At 32.3% G+C, this 25,557-nt stretch carries 28 protein-coding genes; all 28 read left to right on the top strand.

The annotated features are described in order from the left end of the window. The first annotated feature begins 137 nt into the window (after positions 1 to 137). The 28 genes from ACJDU8_RS03765 to ACJDU8_RS03630 all read left to right on the top strand — a co-directional run bounded on the left by ACJDU8_RS03765 (position 138) and on the right by ACJDU8_RS03630 (position 25,475). Positions 138 to 878 (top strand): energy-coupling factor ABC transporter permease, encoded by a 741-nt coding sequence (locus tag ACJDU8_RS03765; protein ID WP_406790818.1) that lies wholly within the window; start codon positions 138 to 140, stop codon positions 876 to 878. Between the two features lie 5 nt (positions 879 to 883). Beyond that, entirely contained in the window at positions 884 to 1,207 is a 324-nt protein-coding gene (locus ACJDU8_RS03760; RefSeq protein ID WP_406790817.1) for an energy-coupling factor ABC transporter substrate-binding protein, read from the top strand. Continuing rightward, positions 1,204 to 1,992, top strand: a complete 789-nt coding sequence (gene cbiQ, locus ACJDU8_RS03755) for a cobalt ECF transporter T component CbiQ (protein ID WP_406790816.1) — start codon at positions 1,204 to 1,206, stop codon at positions 1,990 to 1,992. Before ACJDU8_RS03760 ends, cbiQ begins: the two co-directional genes overlap by 4 nt. Continuing rightward, the gene (locus ACJDU8_RS03750; protein WP_406790815.1) at positions 1,992 to 2,846 is read left to right on the top strand and encodes an energy-coupling factor ABC transporter ATP-binding protein; all 855 of its coding nucleotides are present in this window, start codon (positions 1,992 to 1,994) and stop codon (positions 2,844 to 2,846) included. The genes cbiQ and ACJDU8_RS03750 overlap by 1 nt, the downstream gene beginning before the upstream one ends. A gap of 4 nt (positions 2,847 to 2,850) precedes the next feature. Beyond that, positions 2,851 to 3,816, top strand: a complete 966-nt coding sequence (gene hemB, locus ACJDU8_RS03745) for a porphobilinogen synthase (RefSeq protein WP_406790814.1) — start codon at positions 2,851 to 2,853, stop codon at positions 3,814 to 3,816. Between the two features lie 37 nt (positions 3,817 to 3,853). After that, a complete protein-coding gene (locus ACJDU8_RS03740; RefSeq protein ID WP_406790813.1) occupies positions 3,854 to 4,921 on the top strand; it encodes a pyridoxal phosphate-dependent aminotransferase in 1,068 nt (355 codons plus the stop codon). A 52-nt stretch (positions 4,922 to 4,973) separates the two neighbouring features. Further along, positions 4,974 to 5,513 carry a cob(I)yrinic acid a,c-diamide adenosyltransferase gene (locus ACJDU8_RS03735; RefSeq protein WP_406790812.1) on the top strand — a complete coding sequence of 180 codons (540 nt, stop codon included), beginning with the start codon at positions 4,974 to 4,976 and terminating at the stop codon, positions 5,511 to 5,513. Between the two features lie 3 nt (positions 5,514 to 5,516). Then, on the top strand, positions 5,517 to 6,539 hold the full coding sequence (cbiG, locus tag ACJDU8_RS03730) for a cobalt-precorrin 5A hydrolase (protein ID WP_406790811.1): 1,023 nt from the start codon (positions 5,517 to 5,519) through the stop codon (positions 6,537 to 6,539). Positions 6,540 to 6,579: 40 nt separating this feature from the next. Then, positions 6,580 to 7,461: a GHMP family kinase ATP-binding protein gene (locus ACJDU8_RS03725; RefSeq protein ID WP_406790810.1), complete on the top strand. Its 882-nt coding sequence runs from the start codon at positions 6,580 to 6,582 to the stop codon at positions 7,459 to 7,461. An 11-nt stretch (positions 7,462 to 7,472) separates the two neighbouring features. Beyond that, the gene (cobT, locus tag ACJDU8_RS03720) at positions 7,473 to 8,531 is read left to right on the top strand and encodes a nicotinate-nucleotide--dimethylbenzimidazole phosphoribosyltransferase (protein WP_406790809.1); all 1,059 of its coding nucleotides are present in this window, start codon (positions 7,473 to 7,475) and stop codon (positions 8,529 to 8,531) included. Positions 8,532 to 8,570: 39 nt separating this feature from the next. Beyond that, positions 8,571 to 9,770, top strand: a complete 1,200-nt coding sequence (gene hemA, locus ACJDU8_RS03715) for a glutamyl-tRNA reductase (protein ID WP_406790808.1) — start codon at positions 8,571 to 8,573, stop codon at positions 9,768 to 9,770. A 38-nt stretch (positions 9,771 to 9,808) separates the two neighbouring features. Beyond that, positions 9,809 to 10,678: a hydroxymethylbilane synthase gene (gene hemC / locus ACJDU8_RS03710; RefSeq protein WP_406790807.1), complete on the top strand. Its 870-nt coding sequence runs from the start codon at positions 9,809 to 9,811 to the stop codon at positions 10,676 to 10,678. A 174-nt stretch (positions 10,679 to 10,852) separates the two neighbouring features. Then, positions 10,853 to 12,325 (top strand): uroporphyrinogen-III C-methyltransferase, encoded by a 1,473-nt coding sequence (gene cobA / locus ACJDU8_RS03705; protein ID WP_406790806.1) that lies wholly within the window; start codon positions 10,853 to 10,855, stop codon positions 12,323 to 12,325. Positions 12,326 to 12,336: 11 nt separating this feature from the next. Beyond that, a complete protein-coding gene (locus ACJDU8_RS03700; RefSeq protein ID WP_406790805.1) occupies positions 12,337 to 13,200 on the top strand; it encodes a sirohydrochlorin cobaltochelatase in 864 nt (287 codons plus the stop codon). Further along, the gene (locus tag ACJDU8_RS03695; protein ID WP_406790804.1) at positions 13,185 to 14,684 is read left to right on the top strand and encodes a cobyric acid synthase; all 1,500 of its coding nucleotides are present in this window, start codon (positions 13,185 to 13,187) and stop codon (positions 14,682 to 14,684) included. The genes ACJDU8_RS03700 and ACJDU8_RS03695 overlap by 16 nt, the downstream gene beginning before the upstream one ends. A 4-nt stretch (positions 14,685 to 14,688) precedes the next feature. After that, positions 14,689 to 15,999 (top strand): cobyrinic acid a,c-diamide synthase CobB, encoded by a 1,311-nt coding sequence (locus ACJDU8_RS03690; protein WP_406790803.1) that lies wholly within the window; start codon positions 14,689 to 14,691, stop codon positions 15,997 to 15,999. 32 nt (positions 16,000 to 16,031) lie between these two features. After that, complete coding sequence (locus tag ACJDU8_RS03685; protein WP_406790802.1) at positions 16,032 to 16,661, top strand: precorrin-8X methylmutase; 630 nt, start codon at positions 16,032 to 16,034, stop codon at positions 16,659 to 16,661. A gap of 11 nt (positions 16,662 to 16,672) precedes the next feature. Continuing rightward, positions 16,673 to 17,752 carry a cobalt-precorrin-5B (C(1))-methyltransferase CbiD gene (cbiD, locus tag ACJDU8_RS03680; protein ID WP_406790801.1) on the top strand — a complete coding sequence of 360 codons (1,080 nt, stop codon included), beginning with the start codon at positions 16,673 to 16,675 and terminating at the stop codon, positions 17,750 to 17,752. A gap of 13 nt (positions 17,753 to 17,765) precedes the next feature. Beyond that, complete coding sequence (cbiE, locus tag ACJDU8_RS03675) at positions 17,766 to 18,380, top strand: precorrin-6y C5,15-methyltransferase (decarboxylating) subunit CbiE (RefSeq protein ID WP_406790931.1); 615 nt, start codon at positions 17,766 to 17,768, stop codon at positions 18,378 to 18,380. Then, positions 18,377 to 18,937 carry a precorrin-6Y C5,15-methyltransferase (decarboxylating) subunit CbiT gene (gene cbiT, locus ACJDU8_RS03670; protein ID WP_406790800.1) on the top strand — a complete coding sequence of 187 codons (561 nt, stop codon included), beginning with the start codon at positions 18,377 to 18,379 and terminating at the stop codon, positions 18,935 to 18,937. The genes cbiE and cbiT overlap by 4 nt, the downstream gene beginning before the upstream one ends. Before the next feature lie 13 nt (positions 18,938 to 18,950). Then, positions 18,951 to 19,616: a cobalt-factor II C(20)-methyltransferase gene (locus ACJDU8_RS03665; protein ID WP_406790799.1), complete on the top strand. Its 666-nt coding sequence runs from the start codon at positions 18,951 to 18,953 to the stop codon at positions 19,614 to 19,616. 15 nt (positions 19,617 to 19,631) lie between these two features. Beyond that, positions 19,632 to 20,387: a precorrin-4 C(11)-methyltransferase gene (gene cobM / locus ACJDU8_RS03660; RefSeq protein WP_406790798.1), complete on the top strand. Its 756-nt coding sequence runs from the start codon at positions 19,632 to 19,634 to the stop codon at positions 20,385 to 20,387. Then, entirely contained in the window at positions 20,384 to 21,172 is a 789-nt protein-coding gene (locus ACJDU8_RS03655; RefSeq protein ID WP_406790797.1) for a cobalt-precorrin-6A reductase, read from the top strand. Before cobM ends, ACJDU8_RS03655 begins: the two co-directional genes overlap by 4 nt. Positions 21,173 to 21,185: 13 nt before the next feature. Beyond that, positions 21,186 to 21,905, top strand: coding sequence for a precorrin-3B C(17)-methyltransferase (gene cobJ / locus ACJDU8_RS03650; protein ID WP_406790796.1), 720 nt, complete (start codon positions 21,186 to 21,188; stop codon positions 21,903 to 21,905). A gap of 42 nt (positions 21,906 to 21,947) precedes the next feature. Beyond that, positions 21,948 to 22,505, top strand: coding sequence for a bifunctional adenosylcobinamide kinase/adenosylcobinamide-phosphate guanylyltransferase (cobU, locus tag ACJDU8_RS03645; protein ID WP_406790795.1), 558 nt, complete (start codon positions 21,948 to 21,950; stop codon positions 22,503 to 22,505). 39 nt (positions 22,506 to 22,544) lie between these two features. Next, positions 22,545 to 23,309 carry an adenosylcobinamide-GDP ribazoletransferase gene (gene cobS, locus ACJDU8_RS03640; protein WP_406790794.1) on the top strand — a complete coding sequence of 255 codons (765 nt, stop codon included), beginning with the start codon at positions 22,545 to 22,547 and terminating at the stop codon, positions 23,307 to 23,309. Then, entirely contained in the window at positions 23,309 to 23,887 is a 579-nt protein-coding gene (cobC, locus tag ACJDU8_RS03635; protein WP_406790793.1) for an alpha-ribazole phosphatase, read from the top strand. The genes cobS and cobC overlap by 1 nt, the downstream gene beginning before the upstream one ends. Positions 23,888 to 24,329: 442 nt before the next feature. Then, the gene (locus ACJDU8_RS03630; protein ID WP_406790792.1) at positions 24,330 to 25,475 is read left to right on the top strand and encodes an iron-containing alcohol dehydrogenase; all 1,146 of its coding nucleotides are present in this window, start codon (positions 24,330 to 24,332) and stop codon (positions 25,473 to 25,475) included. The last annotated feature ends 82 nt before the right edge of the window (positions 25,476 to 25,557 follow it).

The following is a 25,557-nucleotide window of genomic DNA, read 5'->3' as shown; positions in this document are numbered from 1 at the left end:
AATAGCATTATGGAATGTATAGAACAATATATCCATTTATGACCTTTTAACGCTTTGTTAAAAGGTTTTTTATAAGTTTGAAGAAACAACCTGATATTAAAATTTATATAAAAAATATTAAGTGATGAGGTGTTCTTATGTCAAAAAAATATCAGATTTCATTGGGGATTTTTCTTGGATTATTGTTTATTCCTAAAAGTGTATCTGCAATGCACATTATGGAAGGATTTCTTCCGGCAAAATGGTGTATAGCATGGGGGGCTATATGCATACCTTTTATAGTTATAGGCTTGTTTTCCATAAAAGAAAAGATAAAATTAAATCCTAAAATAAAGATGTTAATAGCAATGTCAGGTGCATTTGCATTTGTGCTTTCTGCTTTAAAAATTCCATCAGTGACAGGAAGCTGTTCACATCCCACGGGAGTAGGACTTGGAGCCATACTTTTTGGGCCGGCGATTATGAGCGTATTAGGTGTCATAGTTCTTATATTTCAAGCACTTCTTCTTGCGCATGGAGGAATCACAACTCTTGGCGCTAATACTTTTTCCATGGGAATAGTTGGACCTTTAGTATCTTATTTTCTGTACAAGCTTTTAAAGAAGAGAAATGTGTCATCATCTGCAGCGGTATTTACAGCAGCAATGCTTGGAGACTTAATGACTTATATTACAACTTCAATTGAACTTGCGCTGGCCTTTCCTGATGCCACCGGTGGAGTTTTGGCCTCTATGATAAAGTTTATGGGTATATTTGCAGTAACCCAGATTCCCCTTGCCATAAGTGAGGGAATACTGACTGTTGTGGTTTTCAATCTTTTAAATAATTACGACAAAGAAGAACTTATACAGTTAAATGTTATATCAAAGGAGGCATAATAAGAATGAATATAGAAGGCAAAAGTAAAAACAACAGTGTGTTTAAGAAAAATTTGATATTGTGTTTTCTTGTAATAGTTATTGCGGTTATTCCTCTAATATTTTTAAAAAATGCCAAGTTTGCAGGTTCTGATGACAAGGCTGAAAAGGCAATTACACAGATTGATAAAAGTTATAAGCCGTGGTTTTCTTCCATCTGGCAGCCGCCAAGTGCTGAAATAGAAAGTCTCTTATTTTCATTACAGGCTGCTGTGGGCTCAGGGATTGTGTGTTATTATTTCGGATACTTAAAGGGCAAATCAAAAAAGGATGAAAGTGAAAAATCATGATTTCTATAGATAAACTGGCATATGTATCTCAGTTAAGAAATGTTAATCCTGTGGAGAAGTTTGTATTTTCTATTTTAACTATGATACTTTGTATACTTCTAGATAACATAGTATATTCAATAATGGTAATATTTTTTATGGGTATCATAACTGTTTTCAAAGGGAAAATACCCATTGTATCCTATATAAAATTAATGTCAGTTCCACTAGTATTTTTGGTTATTGGAACTGTTACCATTGCAATAAACATAATTGGAAATACTAATGATATATTGTTCAGTTTTAGTATATTAAATGTTACACTTGGCTGTACAAAAGATAGTATTTTGATGTCTTCAAAAATATTTTTTAAGGCACTTGCCTCGGTTTCCTGTTTATATTTTCTTACTCTGTCAACTCCTATTTTTGAGGTTTTGATGGTACTTAGAAAGATGAGAGTACCTAAATTATTTGTTGAACTGATGGGACTTATATACAGATTTATTTTTGTACTTTTAGATACAGCCAATATGATTTTTATTTCGCAAAATTCAAGGCTTGGATATTCAACAATTAAAACCGGGTATAATTCATTAGGAAAATTGGTTACCTGCCTGTTTATAAGTTCACATAAAAGGTCACAGGATATTTATACTGCCATGGAATCCAGGTGCTATGATGGTGAAATAAATTTAATAGAAAATAGTTATGAAATTTCATATAAAAACATTTTATTGATGATTATTATACAAATAGTGTTCATACTTATAACTTTTGGTAAAAGCATTTTTGGGGGAATTCTATAATGAATAAATATATACTTGAGGTAAAGAATTTAAGCTTTCAGTATCCAGATGGAACTAAAGCATTGAATAATATAAACTTAAAAATAGAAAAAGGGAAAAAAATATCATTTATCGGAGTTAATGGTTCTGGAAAATCCACGCTATTTTTAAATTTTAATGGTGTTTTAAAACCAACTAAAGGCAGTATGGTATATAAGGGAACTGAGATGAAATATAATCAAAAATCCTTGATGGAATTAAGAAAAAATATCGGAATAGTTTTTCAAGATCCGGAAAATCAACTATTTTCAGCAAGTGTATATCAGGAAGTTTCTTTTGGAGCTGTAAATTTAAAACTCAGTGAAGCTGAGGTGAGAGAAAGGGTGGATATGGCTCTGGAGAATATAGGCATGTATGACTATAGAGATAAGGCTGTGCATTTTTTAAGTTATGGACAGAAGAAAAGGGTGTCAATTGCAGATATACTTGTTATGAATCCAGAGGTAATAGTATTTGATGAACCTACTTCAAGCCTTGATCCTAAACATGCAAGGCAGATTATTGATATATTTAATGATATTAATGAAAAGGGTATTACTGTTATTTTATCAACCCATGATGTAGAGCTGGCATATTCCTGGTCGGATTATATTTTTGTTATGAAAAATGGGGAAATAGTTAGAGCGGGAACACCTTATGAGATTTTTTCTGATAATGATTTAATAAATGAATGTTATCTTGAGAAGCCTCTGGTTCTTGAAGTTTTTGAGTACTTATATAGAAATGGACAAATAAGTTCTCGCAGCAAAATACCAAAAAACAAACAGGAGCTTTTTGAAATGATGATTAAGACAAATAACACAAAATGGAGGTAATAGAATGTTTAGTAGACATAGAAGACTTAGAAAAAATCCTACAATAAGAAGTATTGTAAGAGAAACAGAATTAAATCCAGAAGACTTTATTTATCCTTTATTTGTTGTGGAAGGAGAAAATATAAAAAAAGAAATAAAATCTCTTCCAGATAATTTTCACTGGTCTGTGGATAGGCTTACTGAATTGATTGATGACATAGTTCAATCAGGTGTGAAAGGTATAATGATTTTTGGAATTCCAGATTATAAAGATGATATAGGCAGTGCTGCTTATGACTGTGAGGGCATAGTTCAAAAAGCAGTGAGAAGAATAAAGGAAATTGCACCTAAGCTTTGGGTTATTACAGATGTATGTATGTGTGAATATACAAGCCATGGGCACTGCGGCATAGTTGTAGATAATAATGTAGATAATGATGAAACATTAAAATACATAGCAAAAATAGCACTTTCCCATGCACAGGCAGGAGCTGATATGGTGGCACCTTCAGATATGATGGATGGAAGGGTAGAAGCAATTAGAAATATATTAGATGGCAATGGATATAAAGATGTAAGTATTATGGCATATAGTGCAAAATATGCTTCGGCCTTTTATGGACCATTTAGGGAAGCTGCGGATTCATGTCCGCAATTTGGAGACAGGAAAGGCTATCAGATGGATCCAGCCAATGGCAGAGAGGCAATGCTTGAAATTGAAGAAGATATTGCTGAAGGGGCTGACATAGTTATGGTAAAGCCGGCTTTATCTTATCTTGATGTAATAAGGATGGCACGAGATAAATTTAATCATACCATAGCAGCCTATAGCGTAAGCGGAGAGTTTGCCATGGTTAAGGCCGCAGCATCTATTGGAGTTATAGATGAAAGGTCCATAGTACTTGAGATGCTTACATCAATTAAAAGGGCAGGTGCAGATATAATAATAACTTATTATGCCATGGAGGCCGCCAGGTGGACAAAAAAATGATTGCAGCTTTAAGGCTGCTGTGAAAGGGGGATATAGAATGCTTCATGGAGGAGATATTTATACTGATGGAGTTTTTAAACAAAGGAAATTGTTAGATTATAGTTCTAATATTAATCCTCTTGGACTTCCTAGAGTTTTTTCGAAAAATATACAAGAAGCTTTAAAAAATGCAGTGGTTTATCCTGATATTCACTATAGAAATTTGATAAAGTATATAAAAGAATATATTGGCCAGGAAAATGTAAATATTGTTTTAGGTAATGGTGCTTCTGAAATTATTGACATTTCAATAAGTCTGTTTAAAAGTATACTTATTGTTGTGCCTTCTTATGTAGAGTATGAAATGGATGCAAAAAGGTGGAACTGTAGAATTGAATTTTCTTATTTGTCTTCTAATATGGAAATTGATTATAACGACATAATGTCTAAACTCACAGGAGTAGATTCCATTATAATTGGAAATCCCAATAATCCAAATGGCGGAGTAGTTGATAAGAATAAATTTCAGCCTATACTGGATTTTTGTGAAAAAAATGGTAAGACAATTATTTTAGATGAAACTTTTATAGAATTTACAGGAAAACCTGAATTTAGTTTTATAAGAGAAATTGAAAAATATAAAAGTCTTTTCATAATAAAGGCAATGACCAAGTTTTTTGCAATGCCGGGTATACGATTTGGATATGGCATAAGTAAAGATGACAGCACTATAAATAAAATAAAGACTAGGCAGAATCCCTGGAATATTAACTGTTTTGCGGAAGTGGCTGCTAAATATTGCTTAAGTGATAGGGATTATATTAATGACTCAATTGTCTGTATTGAAAAAGAAAGAGAATTTATGGTGGAGGAGCTTGGAAAATTATATTTTATAGAAAAAGTATTTTTGACTTACGCAAACTTTGTATTATGTAAGATAAGAAATATAAGCTTAAATCAGGTATATGATTACTGTCTTCATAGGGGAGTAATTATAAGAAAAGCTGACAATTTCAGGGGACTTGATAAAAACTTTATAAGGTTTGCAATAAAAGATAGAAGTTCCAATGAAAAGCTGTTAGCTATTTTAAGGCATCTTCAAAGAAACAGCCAGCCGGTATGCTAGCATATTGACTTGTTATTTATAAAATAATCCAGATTTAAAAGGAGGTAAAAATATGGGTAAATTAAAAAAGGGTTTTGTTCAGGTATATACGGGAAACGGAAAAGGTAAAACTACAGCAGCTTTAGGATTGGCATTAAGAGCTGTAGGAAATAACCTTAAGGTATATATGGTTGAATTTTTAAAAACTTCTAAATCAGGCGAAATTGAAAGTGCAAAAAAACTAGAAAGTAATTTCAAAATATATAGGTTTGAAAAGAAAAAAGGTTTTTTTTGGACATTAAATGATGAGGAAAAAGAAGAACTAAAAAAAGAAGTAGAGAAAGCCTATGAGTTTTGTTTAAAAACTCTTGAAAATAATGATTGTGATATTTTGATAATGGATGAGGTTATGGGGACACTTTCAAATAGGCTGCTTTCTGTAGAAAAAATCATTAAACTTATTGATAAAAAACCAGACAATATGGAACTTGTATTCACCGGGAGAAATGTACCTAAAGAAATTTTAGAAAGGGCTGATCTTGTAACAGAGATGAAAGATATAAAACATTATATGGATAAAGGGGTACCTGCAAGAGAAGGCATAGAGTATTAGAATATGAATATAGCACTAATTAGCTTGAATAAATATGGTGATATAATTGGTGAAAAAATAAATGGTGTTATACCGGTAAATATATTTTCAAAAAGTAAAATTAAAAATTTTAAAATTACAAAGCTTGCGGAAGAACTTATAAAAAATTATGATGTTATAATCTTTATTTCTTCTACAGGTATAGCCGTTAGGGCCATTGCCCCTTTTATAAAAAATAAGACTGAAGATCCTGCTGTTATTGTAGTTGACATACTGGGGAAATATGTTATAAGCCTTTTGAGTGGACATTTAGGTGGTGCCAATGAGTTTTCAGAAAAAATAGCAGAGATAATAAATGCAGAAGCTGTAATTACCACTGCCACAGATAATTTGAATTTAGAATCCCCAGATATTATTGCAAAAGAAAATAAGTTAATAATAGATAATATGAAAGAAGCCAAATGTATTTCAGCTCTTATGGTAAATGGTGAGAATATTGGCTTTGAAGATGAAGAAAATCTTATTCAGCTTCCAAAAGGATATACAACTGATTTAGAAATTGCCAGAGGAATTGTATATGTAACAAATAAACTAAATTATCTTAAAGGTTATGATAATACAGTTAAACTTAAGCTCATAAGGAAAAATATCATTATTGGAATTGGCTGCAGAAAAAATTATTCAGCTGAAACAATGAATGGTATAGTAAGAGAAAAACTTAAGGAACATAACATAGATGAAAGGGCCGTCAAGATAGTTGCTTCATCCAGTGTGAAAAGTGAAGAGAAGGCAATTGTAGAACTAGGGGAATTTTTAGGGGCGCAATTTAGGACCTTTAGCAATGAGGATATAAAAACGGTGCAGTATAAGTATAAAGGCAGTAAATTTGTAGAAGAACATATTGGTGTGAAGGCTGTATGTGAACCCTGTGTTGAACTCTCAGGAGGCAAAATTCTAGTTAGTAAACTAAATTTATCTGGAATGACCCTATGCATAGGAGTGGAGGTAATCCACAATTCACAATGCACAAATTACAATTCACAATAGTGGTAGTTGTTGTTGGGATGAGCCAGAAAAGAGGGGAAATATGAAAGCTGCTGCAAGTTATCCGGGGAGTATAGGTGAAATGATTCAGGGCAATTTTAATGGAAAAGATGTATTAATATCCTGTCCGGTGAATTTTTTTACTAGAGTAAATTTATTTGAAAGTATTTGTCCAGTATTTAAGTATAATTACACAAAAAGTATGGAGTTTATGAATAATATCCTTAAAAAATGGAGTTATGCGGGTTATGAAAAAAATATAGACATGGTTATAACTTCCGAGATTCCAAAGGGAAAAGGATTTGCAAGCAGTACCGCAGACCTTTGTGCTACTTATTATGCACTTTTAAAGCTTTTTAATAGATCATTTAATGAAGAAGAATTAATAAGATCATGTATTCAAGTTGAGCCTACAGACAGTATAATATTTAATTCAATGACTATATTTGATTATAAGAAAGGTGTATTTAAAGAAAACATAGGGGAATATATTAAATTTTATATGTTAGTCTTTGAAGGAAGCAAAATAGTAAACACTGTGGAATTTAATAATAAGGAACTTAAACCCTTAAGTTCAGTAGATGATTTAATTAAAATATTTAAAAATGGATTAAGAAAAAAATCTCTGGCAGATATGGCCTTAGCATCAACGGAAAGTATATTTAGAAATCAGATTAGACTTAAATATGATGTATTGCCGCAGATTATGAAGATCAAGACTTCAACAGGAGGACTTGGTATTGTAGGTGCTCACAGCGGTGATACACTTGGTATAATTTATGAAGATTTAGAAGCTGTAGACAGGGCTGTAAAAAACCTTCAGAATATTCATAGTTATAAGGTATATAAACTTGAGACAATGGATAAAAATGAAATTTATCATTGTATACAAAATGAAAGATTATTTGAAGATGCATTAGGATAGGGGGGAAAACTATGAATTTGGAAAATGCAGTAAAAGGGATTAGGGGAATAGACAAAGAAGTAACTGAAAAAATTCAAAAAAGATTGGACAATTTAACAAAACCTCTGGGAAGTCTCGGAAGGTTAGAAGAAATAGTAAAACAAATTGGTGGAATTACAGGAGAGGTATTTCCAAGTGTTAAAAATAAAACTGTAGTTATTATGTGTGCGGATAATGGTGTGGTAGATGAAGGAGTAAGCTCATGTCCTAAAAGTGTTACATCAACAGTTACTAAAAATTTCATGAAGGGTTTTACCGGAGTTAATGTATTTAGTAGACATGCTGGGGCAAATATAAAGGTAATAGATATTGGTGTAGATGATGATATATTTGAAAAGGGAATAATAAATAAAAAGATTAGAAAAAGCACGTGGAATATGGCAAAAGGACCTGCTATGAGCAGAGAAGAGGCGATAAAGGCTATAGAAGTGGGCATTGAAACAATAGAAGACTTGAAGGAAGAAAAGGTTAATTTAATAGGAACAGGTGAAATGGGTATAGGTAATACAACTACAAGTAGTGCAGTAGCGGCAGTACTTACAGGGTGTAATATAAAAGGTGTAGTAGGTGTGGGTTCAGGATTAACCAAGGAAGCTTTTAAGAACAAGATAAGGATTATAGAGCATTGTATAGATATAAATAAACCTAAGCACTGGGATCCAGTAGATGTGATTGCAAAAGTTGGTGGTTTTGATATAGCTGGTCTTGTGGGATGTTTTTTAGGAGCTGCACTATACAGGATGCCTATAGTAATCGATGGTTTTATATCTGCTGCAGCAGCCCTTGCTGCAGTTAAAATAAAACCAGAAGTAAAAGAGTTCATATTCCCATCTCACGGTTCTGCAGAACCTGGAAGCGAGGAGATTATGAAAGAACTGGGCTTAGAGCCTATGTTAAAGCTTGGCATGAGACTAGGCGAAGGTACTGGTGCAGTACTTGGTTTTCAGCTTATTGATATGGCAGTTGCGGCTTATACTGAAATGGGAACCTTTCAAGCAGCAAATATTGAACCTTATAAGCCGCTAGACTGATAGTACATAATAACATTTATATTATTTGGAGATGATTACATGCTACAACTAATAGGAGTAAAAAGTAATTATGATATTGAAATCAGACAAAAATTTTCAATTGTACCTTCAAGATTTGAAAGTAATCTTAAAAGATTTAAGGAAATAGTTGATGAAATTATAATTATTAGTACCTGCAATAGAACGGAGATATATATTAATTCTCAAATGTCCTATGATGAGTTAATTAATTATGTATTTTATAATTTCAATTGGGATAAATACCTAATTTCATATACATTTTATAAAGAAGGAAAAGATGTGGTGACACATCTTATGGAGGTTATTTGTGGATTTGATTCAAAAATACTGGGTGAAGAGCAAATTCTTGGCCAAATAAAAACGGCATATACTTTAGCCTTGAAAAATAATTCCATAAAAGGCGAGCTGCAGAGATTATTTCAAGAGGGAATAGCCTGTAGTAAAAATTTCAGACAGTATTGTGAAATATACAAGATACCTGTATCGTCTGCTTCTATAGTAGTTAAGGAAGCTTTAAAGGAAGACATTAAAAGGTTTATGATAATAGGATTTGGAGAAACAGGAAGGTTGGTTTTAAAGTATTTACTCAGTTATGAAATTGATATAGTTTATGTAGTAGTTAGAGATAAAAATAATATTAAAAATAATAGCATCATAGATGAAAAAGTAAGATTTATAAATTTTGAAGATAAAAATAAATTTTACAATGAGGTAGATTCCATAGTAAGCTGTACCTCAGCGCCTCATACCATAATACATAGAGAGGAACTGCCTGGGCAAAAAAGTATACTTATATTTGATTTAGCGGTTCCAAAAGATGTAGATAAGGAAGTGGTAAATCTAAGAAATATCAGGGTGCTGGATATTGATGATATAAGCAGCATGGATAATAACAATAAGATTATGAGAAGAAAAAAGATGGAAAAATATAAATATATTTTAGATGAGCATATAGATAAGTTTATCACATGGCAGAGTATAAATGAACTTTCACCTGAAATCCAATATATAAAAAATTTTGGTGAAGAGGTTAACCGAGAAAGGATTAAAACTTTTAAAAATAAAAAGAATACTAAAGATCATGAGGAACTTGCTGAAACGTTAATTAAAAGTACTTCCAAGGTATACATCAACAGATTTATAGAAGTATTAAAGGAGGAAAAGTTAGAGGGAAGAGAAAAGTATTGTCTGGAAATAATGAAGAAAATTTTTTGTTAGGTATCTGAAAATAATAAATGGAAGATGGGGGTATTAATTTGAGTTTTAAAATTGCTACAAGAAAAAGTAGGCTAGCATTAGTACAAACTGAATATATAATAAACTTATTAACTGAAAATTTTGGAATTGAATGTGAAAAAGTTTTAATAAAAACAGAAGGTGACAGAAAACTTAATGTATCTCTTGATAAGATTGGAGGGAAAGGTCTTTTTGTAAAAGATATTGAAAAGGCATTAATGGAAAAGCATGCTGAGGCAGCAGTACACAGCATGAAAGATATGCCAAATGAGTTATTAGATTTATTTGAAATAATTGCAATGCCAGTAAGAGAAGATGTGAGAGATGTTTTTATATCCCGTGAAGGTATGAAATTTTCGGAGCTTCCTAAAGATGCGGTAATAGGTACTAGCAGTAAAAGGAGGGCAGTTCAAATAAAAAGTCTGAGAGATGATATAAAAATAGTACCTGTAAGGGGAAATATAGAAACTAGAATAAGAAAAATGGATGAACAAAAATTAGATGGTATAGTGCTTGCAGCAGCGGGAGTTAAAAGATTAAATATGACAGAGGTTATAACGGAATATTTTGATCCTTTCAAGTTTGTTCCGGCAGTTGCTCAGGGAGCAATAGGAGTAGAAGCCTTAAAAAGCAGTGAATATGCAAGTGTCTTAAAAAAGATTGATAATGAGGGTGTAAGAATAGGTGTTGAAGCAGAAAGAAGTTTTTTGAAAAAGTTAGGGGGAGACTGCCATACGCCTGTAGGGGCATATTCTATAATTGAAGGTGAAACTCTTAATATAACTGGCATTTTTCAAATTGGTACTGAACTCATAAAAAAAGATATCTGCGGCAGTAAGTGGGATTATATTAGCTTGGGAGAGAGATTAGGAGAGAAGATCATCAAGTGATTCTTAGGTTCAGGTGGAGTTTGTCTCATGAGAAATACTATTCTCCACCTGAACCTTAGAAGAACTTATCCAGGCGCGTAGTAGTGCTTATCCCCCACTTTGAAGAAGCTGGGGTTTAGCAATGGTAGCGTTCGGATAAGCAGCTGTGTGTAATGAAAGGAGATAAAGAACACTATGGGAAAAGTATACTTAATAGGTGCAGGACCTGGAAATGAGGAATTAGTTACACTAAAGGCAATAAGAGTTTTGAAGGAATGTACGGTAGTACTCTATGATAGGCTTTCAGGAGAGGGCTTACTTAAATATTTAAATAAGGACTGTAAAATATTTTACTGTGGAAAAGAACCAGGATGCCATTATAAATCTCAAAATGAAATAAACAATATGCTTGTTAAGCTTGCAAAGGAAGGTCATACAGTAGGAAGAATAAAAGGTGGAGATCCTTATGTATTTGGAAGAGGAGGAGAAGAGGGTATTAGACTGAGTGAGGAGGGAATTTCCTTTGAGAGTATTCCTGGGATCACATCTGCCATAGCTGTTTTAAATTATGCAGGAATTCCTGTTACCCATAGGGGAATTGCCAGGAGTTTTCATGTTTTTACAGGTATGAGCAGAGAGGGACTAAGTCTTCAATGGGAATATATTTCAAAATTATCAGGAACCTTGATTTTTCTTATGGGTATGGAACATATAGAAGAAATATCTGAAAATCTTATAAAAAACGGAAAAAGTGAGAATACACCTGCAGGAGTAATAATGAGGGGAACCACTTCAAAACAAAAAATAGTAATAGGTAATTTGGAAAATATAGCACAAAAGGCACAAGACGAAAAGCTTAAGGCACCTTGTATTATTGTGGTGGGGGAAGTAGTATCTTTCAGTAAAACCTTGAATTGGTATAATAAAATGAAATTATCTGGTACTAATGTATGTATTACAAGGAGCAGAGAACAGGCTTATGAGGTTAGAAACAAGCTTCTTAAATTAGGTGCAGAGGTTACGGAAATTAATGCAATAAAGATTTTAAGTACCACTGAGAATATGGAACAGTATTTAGATAGACTCCATACTTATGATTTTATAGTCATGAGCAGTGTAAATAGCGTAAATATATTCTTTAATTATTTAAAAGAAAAAAGGTATGATGTTAGAAATGTAAAAGGGAAATTTGCAGTAATCGGCACTGCTACGGAAAAGGCTTTAATGGAAAGAGGCATATATGCAGATATCAGGGCTAAAGAATTTGTAAGCGAAAACTTGACGGAAGAACTTATGAAGAAAGTAAAAAAATCTGACAGAATATTAATACCCTGTTCAAAACATTCAAGAAGAAAAGTAGCCCAAAGTTTAATTGATTTTGGTTGTATAGTAGACGAAGTTTACATTTATGAACCGGTGCAGGGTGACATATCCAATAAAAAAGCCTTTGATGAGGTGGATGTTGTATTTTTAACCAGCCCTTCTACAGTGAGAAATATGATAAATATTGTAGGCTTGGATAAGCTTCGTGAAAAAATCAATGTAGCTATAGGTCCTATTACTTTTAAGGAACTAGAAAATCACAATATATCTGGGGTTATGAGCGATGAATTTACAACGGATGGTATGATTAATAAGCTTATAGAATTAAAAAGCAATAAAGATTAGGAAGTGATTATGTGAAAAAGGCAATTTTAGTTGTTAGTTTTGGAACAACTTATGAAAGTACAAGAAAACTTACAATTGATGTTATTGAAGATAAAATAAGAAAAAGATTTAGTGATTATGAAATCAGAAGGGCATTTACGGCTTATAAAATAATAAACGTATTAAAAACAAGAGATAAAGTAATAGTAGATACACCTGGAGAAGCTCTGGAAAAATTAAAAAATGAGGATTTTGAAAAAGTAATTGTGCAGCCACTTCATATAATACCTGGAGAAGAGTATGAATTCATTGCAAGAATAGTCCAAAAATATAATAAAAGTTTTAAAGAAATAAAAATAGGGAGACCTGTATTATTTTATAAAGGAATAAATGAAGAAATTCCAGATGATTATGATGTGATGGTAACTGCAATTAAAAAAATACTCCCCAAAGATACATTAAGCATATTAATGGGTCATGGCAGTACCCACTGGGCTAATGCCTGTTATTCCTGTCTGCAGCTTGTTTTAAGAGAAAATGGGTTTAATAGTTGTTTTATTGCTAATGTAGAGGGTTATCCGGATTTTAATAATGTAGTACAGCATATTAATAAAAATTTTGTTTTTAACAAAGAATCAGATAAAAAAATTACATTAATTCCACTAATGTTGGTGGCAGGGAATCACGCCCTAGTAGATATGGCGGGGGAAGAAGAGGAATCTTGGAAAAATATTTTAATGAGACTTGGATTTAATGTAGAAACTTATATTCATGGGCTTGGAGAAATTGAAGAATTTCAAAATATTTACATAGAACACATACAAGACGTTATAGATTCAAAGTATGATTATACATCTCATAAAAAAGAGGAGGAATATGAATGTCAAAAATTATGATTCAGGGAACGGCTTCTTCTGTTGGCAAAAGTATAATTGTTACGGCTTTATGCAGGATTTTTAAGCAGGATGGGTTTAAAGTTTGTCCTTATAAATCACAAAATATGTCATTGAATTCCTATATTACACTGGATGGTAAGGAGATGGGAAGGGCACAGGTACTGCAGGCCTATGCGTCAGGTTTGGAACCGGAAGCTTATATGAATCCTATACTTTTAAAGCCTACTACAGATAAAAACTGCCAGGTTATTGTAAATGGTGAGGTGTATTGTAATTCCAGTGCCCAGGAATATTATGATATGAAGAAAAAATTTGCACCCATGCTAAAAGAGGATTTTAAAAAACTAGAGGATAACTTTGATATTGTTGTAATTGAAGGAGCAGGGAGCCCTGCCGAAATAAACTTAAGAGATAATGATATTGTTAATATGGGGTTGGCAGAAATGGTGGATGCTCCTGTAATTTTAGTAGGAGATATAGATAGAGGAGGAGTATTTGCTTCCCTGGCAGGTACTATGCTGCTTTTAAATGAAAATGAAAAAAAACGGGTGAAGGGAACTATTATCAATAAGTTCAGAGGAGATGTGGAAATATTAAAGCCTGGACTATCAATGCTAGAAGAAAAAATAACAGTGCCTTGTATGGGAGTAGTTCCATATTTCAGATTGGCTTTAGAAGACGAAGATGGTGCAGTTGATTTTAATACTAAAATTAATGCACCCATTGATATAGCTGTTATAAGACTGCCTCATATCTCTAATTTTACAGATATTGATGCGCTAAAAATTGAAGAAGATGTATCCCTGCGTTATATAACAAGTGCAGATAATTTTGGAAATCCAGATTTGCTTATAATACCAGGAAGTAAAAATACCATAGGTGATTTACTTTACATAAGGAAAATAGGTATAGAAAATGAAATAAAGAAATATTCAAGTAAAAATGGACTTATTATTGGATTGTGCGGAGGATATCAAATGTTAGGTAAGTCTATAGAGGACCCTTATGGAGTGGAGACAAAGCTTAAAAGTGTGGAAGGCATTGGCATTCTAGATATAAGTACTGTCTTTGAAAAAGAAAAAGTAACAACAAGAGTTAATGGTATAGTTTGTGGGCTGTCTGAAAAGATTAATATCTATGGCTATGAAATCCATATGGGTATATGTAATTATGGTGAAAATGCAAAGCCTCTCATTGAAATAACTGATAAAAATGGACAAGAAGTTAGCTTAAAAGACGGAGCTGTTAACTCCAGTGGAAATGTTATGGGCACATACATTCATGGAATTTTTGATGGAGCTGAGCTTAGACAGTATATAGTTAATTTGTTGAGGGATAGGAAGGGACTAAAAAAGAGAGAGGCAAGGGTGTATGAAAACTTAAGGGATGTGGAAATTGATAAATTAGCTCATATTGTAAGGTCTAATTTGGATATGGAAAAAATATATGAACTGTTAAACATTGAAAGTAAAGTTATGAGGTAGCAATATGAAAAGCATAATTATATCATCTAATAGCAGCGGAGGTGGAAAAACCACGGTAACTTTGGGACTTATGAAAGCCCTTATAAATAGAGGCATTTCAGTGCAAGGATATAAAGTGGGTCCGGATTATATAGATACGGCATTTCATGAACATATTACGAAAAAGGCCTCTAGAAATTTAGATTTATATTTAATGGGTGAAAAAGGATTAAAAGCTTCCTATGCAAGAGGTGAGGGACAATATGGAATAGTTGAAGGTGTAATGGGTCTGTATGACGGTAAAGGAATAACTTCAGAATACTCTACAGCGGCTGTAAGCAAACTTTTAAAGCTTCCGCTTATATTAGTTCTTACACCTAAGGCCCAAAGTGTTACATTGTGTGCAGAAATAAGCGGCCTTATAGATTTTGAACAAATAGATGTGGCAGGAATTATTTTAAATAATATAAATGAAAATTACTATAAACTTTTAAAAACTATAATTGAAAAAAATTTTTGCGGAAAAGTTAAGGTATTTGGATACCTTCCTAAAGATGAAAGCTTAAATTTAAAAAGCCGGCATTTAGGGCTTGTTCAGAGCAGTGAAGTAAAAGACCTGGATGAAAAAATCCAAAAATGCAGTGAATTGCTTGAAAAATATGTACAAATTGATGAATTATTAAGGTATTTTTCAGAAACACAAAAGTTTGAAGATTCTTATCATTTAGAAAACAGAAAACTAAAAATTGCTGTGGCAAAGGATAAAGCTTTTAGTTTTTACTATAAAGAGAACTTAGAATTATTAGAAGAATTAGGAGAAGTCCAATATTTTAGCCCTTTAAAGGATAAGGCATTACCGGAGAATATAGATTTTTTATATTTAGGAGGTGGTTATCCTGAAATATTCAGGGAAGAATTAAGCAGTAATAAAACTTTGCTCTCCAGCATAAATAATGCACTAAACAAAGGGACAAAATGTTATGCAGAGTGCGGGGGACTTATGTATTTAATGGACAGTATAGAACATAAGGATATGGTAGGATTTTTAAAGGGAAGTGCTTATATGGGGACAAAACTTTATAATTTTGGATATGCAGAAATTGAAGTGGAAGTTGATAATCATATAATACCTAAAGGTATAAAAATAAATTGTCATGAATTTCATAAGTCGTATATAAAAACAGGGGAGAGAAGAATATATAAATTAATTAAAGACACATATAGCGGAGAACAAAAAAAATGGAAATGTGGTTACTTGAAAAATAATACTCTGGCAGCCTATGCCCATGTACATTTTTTCGGAAATGTAGATTTTATAAGGCATTTAATTACTTAGGCATATTTAAATAAAAAGGAAGTGACATTTTTATGGATTATATTAAAAATCCTATGATGATTGAAAAAAAGAGTTTTGAAATTATTGAGGAAGAATTAGGGGCTAATAATTTTACTGATAAGGAACTTTTAGTAATAAAGAGGGTAATACATACTACTGCTGATTTTGAATATAAGGATTTATTATATATTAGACCGGGAGCAATAGATACTGCACTAGGGCTGTTAAAAAAAGGGGGAACTACAATTTACACAGATACAAATATGATTTTGGCGGGAATAAATAAAAAAGCACTGAAGGCTTTAAATTGTACAGTAGTTTCCTATGTGGGAAGTGATGAAATAAGCCAAATTGCAAAACAAAAAGGTATAACCCGTTCTATGGCGTCAATAGAAAAGGCTTCAGGGGAAGGAATAAATTTTTTCGTATTTGGAAATGCTCCAACTGCATTATATAAGCTGAAGGAGTTAGTGGAAGAAGACAGGTGTAAACCGAATTTTGTAATAGCTGCTCCTGTGGGTTTTGTTGGTGCGGCACAATCAAAAGAAGATTTCGAAAAGTTGCCTTTGCCAATGATTACGGTAAGAGGGAGAAAAGGAGGCAGCACAGTAGCGGCGGCAATTGTTAATTCACTTTTATATATGCTTATAAATAGGGAATAGGGAGTGTAAGGATGCTTGAACTATATGTAAATTGTGAAGGAAAAAAATTAAGATGTGGTTATACAACGGGTTCCTGTGCTGCAGCTGCTGCAAAGGCTGCTGTAAAAATGCTTTATTCACCAGCGGATTTAGATTATATAGACATAGATACACCTAAAAATATTGAACTTAACTTGCATATTGAAAGTGTGAAGAGAGGACTAAATTACGTGGAATGCTGTATAATAAAAGACGGCGGAGATGATCCTGATGTGACAAATGGAATTGAAATATGGGCAAGAGCTGAAAAAAGTAATAGAGAATACAGCTTAAAGGCTGGTGTTGGGGTGGGAATAGTTCAAGGTGAAGGATTATATGTTAAAAAAGGTGACTTTGCCATAAATCCCGTTCCTAGAGTTATGATTGAAAAAGAAGTAAGGAAAGTTCTGCCCCAGGGAAAAGGGGTTACCATAACCATATTTGTTCCAGATGGTGAAAAAATTGCAGAAAAAACATTTAATCCAAGATTAAATATAATAGGCGGCATATCTATTTTAGGCACCACAGGGATAGTAGTACCTATGTCAGAAGAGGCACTAAAGGAATCAATAAAACTTGAAATTTCTCAAAAAGTTGCAAGTGGACATAAAGATTTAATACTCCTATTTGGAAATATGGGAGAGGATAAGGCAAAAGAACTTGGACTTGATATGAAAAAATCCGTAATAATATCCAATTATATTGGATTTGCTTTAAATTGCTGTGTGGAAAATAATATAAGTAAAATACTGATAGTGGGACATATTGGGAAACTTTCCAAAGTTGCTGCAGGGTGTTTTAATACCCACAGCAGGGTATGTGATGTAAGAATGGAGGTTCTGGCCCTTGAACTTGCACTTATGGGAGCAGGTAGAAAAATTGTAGAGGCTGTATATAATGAGAAGACCACAGAGGGGGCAGTAAAAATTATAAGCCCTGAGTATGGAGATATATATGAAAGAATTGGAATTAAAATAATAAAAAGAATAGAACAATTTACCTATGGAACTTTAAAAGCTGAGGCAATTATGTACTGTATGGCAAGTGGAGTTCTGTGGGATGGAAGAAAGTGAGAGAATAAACATTATGGTGTATATTGTTGGCATTGGGCCTGGTGCGGCGGATTATATAATACCTAAAGCAGAAAAGACTATGAAAAATTCCGATGTAGTTATTGGCTTTGAAAGAGCTATAAAAAGTCTGGATTATATAAATCAGAAAAAAATTATAGTTGATTCATTTTCTAAGATACTTGAATTTATAAAGCATAACAGGGATAAAAATATATCTGTTGCAGCTTCAGGAGATCCTTGTTTTTATGGTATAACAGATTATTTTAATAGAAATTTTCATGGGGAGTTTGAAGTAATTTCGGGCATAAGTTCTTTCCAGTATTTAATGTCAAAAGTGGGTAAGTCATGGCAGCATGCAAGATTATACAGTCTTCACGGCAGAGAGGAGAAATTAATTGAGCGAGTTAGAAATAATAAACTGACCATATGGCTTACAGATAAAAACAACACTCCTAATTATATTTGTAATGAATTAATGAAAAACCATATTAACGCCCAGGTATATGTAGGTGAAAATCTGTCTTATGAAGATGAGAAAATTTCAAAAGGAACTGCAGAGGAAATGCATAAAAAAAATTACAGCAGTTTATGCGTAGTAGTTATTGAAAATGGAGATGACTTAGCATGATATATATAAAAGATGAAGAATTTGTAAGGGGAAATTGCCCTATGACAAAGGAAGAAATTAGAATATTAAGTATAGCAAAAATGGAAATCAAAGATAAGGATATTTTACTAGATATTGGTGCAGGAACAGGTTCCCTCAGTATACAAATGAGTAAATGCAGCCCCTTAGGTAAGGTAATAGCTGTGGAGAGGGATAAGGAAGCACTTGAAATACTTGAGAAAAATAAAAAGAAATTTGCGGCAGACAATCTCTATATAGTAAAAGGAGAGGCACTTCAGGTAGAATCTGACATAGAAAAATTATTTGATGCTATTTTTATTGGTGGAAGTGGGGGAAATATTGAAGAAATAATTAGAAGATACTCTTTAAAACTGAAAAAGGGTGGAAAGATGGTAATGAATTTCATAACTATTGACAATCTATATAAGGCTATGGAAGCTCTAAAGGCACTGGAATTTGAAACAGAATGCACCCAAGTAGGAATAAGTAAAACAAAAAATAAAGGGTATATGTTATTTTCCAATAACTCGATTTATATATTAAGTGGAAAAAAATAATGGAGGTTATAGTATGGCTAAGTTATATGGAGTAGGAGTAGGACCAGGTGATAGTGAATTATTAACATTAAAGGCAATAAAGGTAATAGAAAAGTGCCAGGTTATAGTGGCACCAAGTTCCATGGCAGGCGGCAGGAGTATTGCACTTGATACGGCAAAACAGTTTATAAAAGAAGGTTCAGAGATAATAGTAAAGCATTTTCCAATGGGGGGAGAACATCAGGAAGGAAAAATATATGAAGCTTTTCAGGTTATAGAGCAAAAAATACAAGAAGGAAAAAATGTAGCCTTTTTAACCATTGGAGATCCCCTCATATATAGTACTTATATTTATTTGTTAAAATATATTGAAGAAAAAGGATATGATACGGAAACAATTCCTGGAATTACATCTTTTTGTGCTTGTGCCAGTGTGGCAAAGGAAGCTTTAGTTATAGGTGACGAACCTCTTTTAATAGTTCCTGGAAACAGGCTGGATGCTATAAAGGATGAAAAAAATGTTGTAATAATGAAAGTTTACAAAAGAGAAGAAGAGATAATAAATTATTTGGAAGAAAAAGAATTTACCTATGTATGTGTAAAAAAAGCTGGCAGGGAAGGACAGAAAATTACACGAAATAGGGATGAAATATTAAATGAAAAAGAGTATATGTCTATAATAATAGCTCATAGAAAATGAGAGGAGGATTTTAATATGGTTTATTTTATCGGTGCCGGACCTGGGGATGTGGATTTAATTACAGTGAAGGGAAGAGAAATTTTAAAAAAGGCAGATGTAGTTATATATGCAGGTTCCTTAGTAAGTAGTGATCATATGGATTTCTGCAGAGAAGGGACAAGCATATATAATTCAGCTTCTATGAATTTAGAACAGGTACTTTGTGTAATAGAAAAGGCTGAAAAGGAGAACAAGCTAACAGTAAGACTTCACACAGGAGACCCTTCCATTTATGGTGCCATTAAAGAACAGATGGATGAGTTGGATAAAAAAAATATTAAATATGAAATTATCCCAGGGGTGAGTTCTTTTACAGCAGCTGCTGCAGTTATAAAAAAAGAATTTACTTTACCGGAGGTAAGTCAGACTGTAATTCTTACAAGAATAGAAGGAAGGACGCCGGTACCGGGAAAAGAAGATATAGAAAAATTAGCTGGTATTGGAGCATCCATGGCTATATTTTTGTCAGTTGGTATGATTGACAAGGTGGTGGAAAGGCTGAAAAAAGGATATGGAAGGAATGTACCAATTGCGGTAGTTGAAAGGGCCTCATGGGAGGATGAAAGGGCCATAATTGGGACTCTTGAAGATATATGTGAAAAAGTAAAGGAGGCTAATATTACAAAATGTGCACAAATACTTGTGGGGGATTTTATAGATTGTGAATATAAGAAAAGTTTACTTTATGATAAAAATTTTACACACATGTTTAGAAAAGGTGAAAGTAAATGATTGGCCTCATACTAGGAACTTCTGAAGGAAAAAATATAGTTGGAGGATTAAATAGATTTACTGACAATATTTTAATTTCAACAGCTACAACTTATGGCGGTGAATTATTTAATGAATATAAATATAAGTTTTTAAATACAAAACCGCTGAGTTTTGATGAATTAGGACAAATGTTCCTAAAGAATAATATATCAGTTTTAGTGGATGCATCTCATCCCTATGCTGTAGAAATATCTTGTAACTGTGAGAAGTTATGTGAGAAGTTAAATGTAAAATATCTAAGATATGAGAGAGCTTCTGTATGTGATAAATATAAAAATAAAGATAAAGTAATCTTTGTTAAAGACTATAAGGAACTGATAGATAAGATAAAAAGTATTAAAGAACTTCATAATAAGAATGCTACTATTTTAAATACTACAGGAAGTAAGAATGTAGATAAATTTATATGTTCAGGTATTTTAAATAGGATTGTTCATAGAATTCTACCTTCTGTAGAGGTAATGAAACAGTGCTTTAAATTAGGCATAAACACAGAAGATATTATTGCCATAAAAGGTCCTATAGGATATAAGCTTAATTTAGGGTTTATAGAGCAGTATAATGCAAAAGCAATAATTTTAAAAGATAGCGGAATTCAAGGGGGAACAGAGGAAAAAATTGAAGCGGCCTTATATAAAGATATATATGCTTTCATAATTGAAAGAAAAAAGAAAGTATATCAAAATATTTTTTATAATGAGGAAGAAGTGGTTAAATATATAAAGAATAAAAAACTCTATTGAGGGGGAGGAAAATTTGGGCAAATTATATGTAGTAGGAATTGGACCTGGAGGCATAGACCATATGACCTTAAGGGCAAAGCAGGTTATAGAGGAAAGTGAAGTTATTGTTGGCTATACAAAATATATTAAGTTAGTTGACACTTTAATTGGAGGAAAAGAAATATTTGCAACAGGAATGAAGGCTGAAGTAGAGAGGTGTAAAAAAGCTTTAGAATTATCCCATAATAAAGTAGTTTCAATAATAAGCACAGGTGATGCAGGAATATATGGTATGGCTGGTTTGATTTTAGAGATGAAGCAGGAAAAGGAGACAGTAGAAATTATACCGGGTGTAACGGCAGCTACGGCAGCGGCTTCATTATTAGGTTCTCCCCTTATGCATGACAGCTGCAATATAAGTTTAAGTGATTTAATGACACCCTATGATTTAATAAAAAAAAGAGTTGAACTTGCAGCACAAGGTGATTTTGTGATATCATTTTATAATCCAAGGAGCAATGGAAGACCGAACTATTTAAGAGAATGTACCGACTTAATAAGAAAATACAGAGATGGAAATACACCAGTAGGTGTAGTGAAAAATGCTTTACGACATGGGGAAAGAGTGAAATTGTATACTTTAGATACTTTTAGTGACAATGAAGTTGACATGTTGTCTATTGTGATTATTGGAAATAGTAATACATTTATAAAAGAAGATAAAATCATAACTCCAAGAGGATATGTATTGTAGGAGTTTACAATGTACAATTACAGTCCGGAAAGGAAATAGTTAATGGGAAAGTTGATTCTTATAACAGGCGGTGCAAGAAGTGGGAAGAGTTCTTACGCAGAAAAACTGGCAAAAGAACTTAAAGGTGATATTTTATATGTGGCTACTTCTATTCCTTTTGATGAGGAAATGAAGCTCAGGATAAAAAAACATGTAGAAAGAAGACCAGAAAGCTGGGAGACTTTAGAAGCCTATAAAGATTTTCATAGTAAATTAATACCTATGTTAAATGGAAAGTCAGGGGTGCTTTTGGATTGTATTACAAATTTGGTTTCAAATTTATTGTTAGAAAAATCTGAAGATACTAAAAAAATTAAAACTGCCAGAGTATTAGAAATTGAAAAATATATTAAGGTAGAAGTATCAGAAATTATAAATATTTCAAAAGAGGCATCTATTCCTTTTATTATGGTTACCAATGAAGTGGGAATGGCACTAGTGCCAGAATATCCTCTGGGAAGGCTATTTAGAGATTTGGCAGGCAGTGTAAATCAGATGATAGCAAAAGAAGCAGAGGAAGTGTATTTTTGTATTTCTGGTATACCTCTAAAAATTAAATAAAGTGGTGTAATTTTTGTATAAAAGTTGGGGATGATAAGAGTGGTATTTTTAAAAAGATTAATTCTAATGATTCAATTTTTTACTTCAATACCTATTAAATCTGAAAGTGATATTGGCAGTGAGAATTTTGGAAAAGCATTGGCATTTATACCGGTGGTAGGATTAATTATAGGAATAATAATGGGTATTTCTTATATGATTTTACTTCATGTGTTTTCTGTAAAGATTAGTACCACACTGGTATTAATAGAATATATTTTTCTTACGGGGGGGATTCATTTAGATGGTTTAGGAGATACTTTTGATGGGATATTTTCAAATAGGACAAAGGAAAGAATACTTGAAATCATGAGAGATAGCAGGGTGGGAACAAATGCCGTACTTGCTATAGTGTCACTTTTAATTCTTAATTCAGTTATTTTATCTGAAATTAATCCTTTATATATGGTTAAAATACTTATTCTTTTTCCTGTTGCAGGTAGGGTTGGCTCTATAATTGCTGCCAGTTTGTCTAAATATGCAAGAAGCAGTGAAGGTATGGGAAAGTCATTTATTGACTGTTGTGGAATTAAAGAACTGGTGGTGGGAGTAATATTATATTTAATAATATTTTGCTTAACAAATTTATATAGGGGATATATAATTATGTTTTTTCCAATTGCCACGGCAATAATACTTATCAAATTTTTAAGTAGGAAGATAAATGGTGCCACAGGTGATGTGCTGGGTGCAGTATGTGAATTAAATCAGACACTTTTTATAATGATTTCATATATTATTTTGAATTATGGGGGGAACTTATAATGTTAGAGTTGGTTATGGTAAGACATGGTGAAACTGACAGTAATAAAAATGGAAAATACTTGGGATGGACAGATGTAGAGCTTAATAAATATGGAATTAGCCAGGCTGAAAAAGCAAGAGATAGATTAAAACATATTAGTTTTGATGTTGTAATATCCAGCCCTCTTAAAAGAGCAAGAGAAACTGCTGAAATTATCAGTGAAGATGTAATCTATGATAGTGAATTAAAGGAAACTAATTTTGGGTTATGGGATAACCTTTCTTTTCAAGAGATTAAAGAAAAATATCCACAAGATTATAAATTGTGGATGAAAGATTGGGGAGGATTTATTTTCCCGTCGGGAGAAAGTGTTATGGATATGCACAAAAGGGCAGTAAATTTTGTTGATAAAATAATTAATGAAAAGCAAGAAGGTACTGTTCTAATTGTAACCCACGCAGGATTAATAAGAAGTATTATAGCATATTTGCTTGGTATGGGAATAGCGGGGGCATGGCATTTCTGTATAGACAACTGTAGTATAACTAGAATTCAAATAACAGATGGTTATTCTGTCTTGACTGAATTAAATGGTTAATAAATAAAATAACGCTAAAACAAAAATAGGGGCTACTTTGCAGCCCCATAACTAAGAATTTTCCTTCAAAGTGATAATTATAGTCTTAAGTTCTTTTCTCAGTCCTCTTATAGAATTTCCTATAGTGCCAATTTTATCTTTATATTTTAAGATGTAACTATAGTATGATACCTTCTTTATTGAAGTTTGGATTAGTTTGTAGAGCATCTGCAATATCATCTAAAAATTTTCCCTGTACACTTAACCAATTATTTATAATTTCAGAATATTTTTCAGATGTAACAAGTGTTTTATCTGTAATTTCTTTAAATATAAAAATTTTCTTTATTTTTTTAAAATATTCATATATAATCTATTCTAATATTAAAAATCTATTATAATAAATAATAGTTTAATATTAAATTACTAATAATGTGTTGCTTTAGAAAGGTGGATGAATAGAATGAAAGAATTGGTATTTCACGGTGCTTCTATTATTATAGGAAAGGGTTCTTTAGAGTGTATAAAAAACTTAGAATTTAAGAAAGCTTTTATTATAACTGGCGGACAGTCTATGCTTAAAAGTGGGGTTATTCGTAAGGTGAAGGATATGATAGAGAACACAAATAGGGAGGTTTTTATATACTCTGGTATTACCAAGAACCCGGATACGGAAATAGTATTAAAGGTTCTTGAAAAGGTAAAAGAATTTAAACCTGACATTGTAATATCTATAGGTGGAGGTTCTTCTATAGATGCCGCAAAAATTATAACATTATTTTATGAATATGAGGATTTGAATTTTAGTAATTTATTTGAAAAAGAGCTGCCTGAATATAGAAGTAAAGTTAAACTTGTAGCTGTACCTTCTACTTCTGGTACAGGTACAGAAGTTACAAAGGTATCTGTTATTACATTTAAAGAAAGAAATTTAAAAATAGGCATAAAATGTGGAGCTTTAGTACCAGATGTGGCTATACTGGATCCAGATTTAACCATGACTATGCCAGATAATATAGTGGCTGAAACAGGAATGGATGCTTTAACTCATGCCATAGAATGCTATACAAATAATGCTTTAGATGATTTTACTGAAGCCATGGCAAAAGGTGCTATAGAAGGGTTGTTTAAGTATTTGCCATATTCTTATAAAAACAAAGATATAATAAGCAGAGAAAAAGTTCACAACTTTCAGTGTATGGCAGGCTGTGCTTTTTCTAATGTGGGATTAGGTATGGTTCATGGAATTTCTCATGCTTTTGGCGGTAAATATAATATGGCACATGGACTTGCTAATGCTATTGTTCTACCTTATGTACTGCAATATAATTCAAGAGATAGATTAGTAGCACAGAAATTGAAGTATCTCTCAAGAATAATTGATAAAGAGGATATAGTAGAGACAGTAAAAGAACTTAAGAGGGAATTAAATATTCCGCTGTCTTTTAAAGAAGCTGGTATATTAGAGGAAAATTTTAAAAAGGATTTTCATCTTTTAGTTGATAATAGTTTATTAGGATCAACTAGAGTAAATCCTATTTTAGTAACTAGAGAACATATGGAATATATTGTGAACAGCATATATGAAGGAAAAGATATAGATATATAGAGGTGTCCGATTATTAAAAAAATGTATAAATTAGTTGTAGGTAGTTAAAATAAATTTTAGTAGAAATTTTATTATAAATCAA

This window comes from Candidatus Clostridium eludens (assembly GCF_045310515.1).
Taxonomy (GTDB): domain Bacteria; phylum Bacillota; class Clostridia; order Clostridiales; family Clostridiaceae; genus Clostridium_B; species Clostridium_B eludens.
Note: the sequence above shows the minus strand (reverse complement) of the source record. Positions and strands in the feature narration are given on the sequence as shown.

Excerpts from the sequence above, each read along its gene's own strand:
- ACJDU8_RS03750 (WP_406790815.1), top strand. The coding sequence starts at position 1,992 with ATGAATAAATATATACTTGAGGTAAAGAATTTAAGCTTTCAGTATCCA.
- cbiG (WP_406790811.1), top strand. The coding sequence starts at position 5,517 with ATGAATATAGCACTAATTAGCTTGAATAAATATGGTGATATAATTGGT.
- cbiE (WP_406790931.1), top strand. The coding sequence starts at position 17,766 with ATGGTGTATATTGTTGGCATTGGGCCTGGTGCGGCGGATTATATAATA.
- cobT (WP_406790809.1), top strand. The coding sequence starts at position 7,473 with ATGAATTTGGAAAATGCAGTAAAAGGGATTAGGGGAATAGACAAAGAA.
- ACJDU8_RS03740 (WP_406790813.1), top strand. The coding sequence starts at position 3,854 with ATGCTTCATGGAGGAGATATTTATACTGATGGAGTTTTTAAACAAAGG.
- hemA (WP_406790808.1), top strand. The coding sequence starts at position 8,571 with ATGCTACAACTAATAGGAGTAAAAAGTAATTATGATATTGAAATCAGA.
- ACJDU8_RS03735 (WP_406790812.1), top strand. The coding sequence starts at position 4,974 with ATGGGTAAATTAAAAAAGGGTTTTGTTCAGGTATATACGGGAAACGGA.
- ACJDU8_RS03725 (WP_406790810.1), top strand. The coding sequence starts at position 6,580 with ATGAAAGCTGCTGCAAGTTATCCGGGGAGTATAGGTGAAATGATTCAG.
- ACJDU8_RS03765 (WP_406790818.1), top strand. The coding sequence starts at position 138 with ATGTCAAAAAAATATCAGATTTCATTGGGGATTTTTCTTGGATTATTG.
- ACJDU8_RS03760 (WP_406790817.1), top strand. The coding sequence starts at position 884 with ATGAATATAGAAGGCAAAAGTAAAAACAACAGTGTGTTTAAGAAAAAT.
- cobM (WP_406790798.1), top strand. The coding sequence starts at position 19,632 with ATGGTTTATTTTATCGGTGCCGGACCTGGGGATGTGGATTTAATTACA.
- ACJDU8_RS03665 (WP_406790799.1), top strand. The coding sequence starts at position 18,951 with ATGGCTAAGTTATATGGAGTAGGAGTAGGACCAGGTGATAGTGAATTA.
- hemB (WP_406790814.1), top strand. The coding sequence starts at position 2,851 with ATGTTTAGTAGACATAGAAGACTTAGAAAAAATCCTACAATAAGAAGT.
- cobU (WP_406790795.1), top strand. The coding sequence starts at position 21,948 with ATGGGAAAGTTGATTCTTATAACAGGCGGTGCAAGAAGTGGGAAGAGT.
- ACJDU8_RS03695 (WP_406790804.1), top strand. The coding sequence starts at position 13,185 with ATGTCAAAAATTATGATTCAGGGAACGGCTTCTTCTGTTGGCAAAAGT.
- cbiT (WP_406790800.1), top strand. The coding sequence starts at position 18,377 with ATGATATATATAAAAGATGAAGAATTTGTAAGGGGAAATTGCCCTATG.
- cobA (WP_406790806.1), top strand. The coding sequence starts at position 10,853 with ATGGGAAAAGTATACTTAATAGGTGCAGGACCTGGAAATGAGGAATTA.
- cbiQ (WP_406790816.1), top strand. The coding sequence starts at position 1,204 with ATGATTTCTATAGATAAACTGGCATATGTATCTCAGTTAAGAAATGTT.
- ACJDU8_RS03655 (WP_406790797.1), top strand. The coding sequence starts at position 20,384 with ATGATTGGCCTCATACTAGGAACTTCTGAAGGAAAAAATATAGTTGGA.
- cobC (WP_406790793.1), top strand. The coding sequence starts at position 23,309 with ATGTTAGAGTTGGTTATGGTAAGACATGGTGAAACTGACAGTAATAAA.
- cbiD (WP_406790801.1), top strand. The coding sequence starts at position 16,673 with ATGCTTGAACTATATGTAAATTGTGAAGGAAAAAAATTAAGATGTGGT.
- ACJDU8_RS03685 (WP_406790802.1), top strand. The coding sequence starts at position 16,032 with ATGGATTATATTAAAAATCCTATGATGATTGAAAAAAAGAGTTTTGAA.
- ACJDU8_RS03630 (WP_406790792.1), top strand. The coding sequence starts at position 24,330 with ATGAAAGAATTGGTATTTCACGGTGCTTCTATTATTATAGGAAAGGGT.
- ACJDU8_RS03690 (WP_406790803.1), top strand. The coding sequence starts at position 14,689 with ATGAAAAGCATAATTATATCATCTAATAGCAGCGGAGGTGGAAAAACC.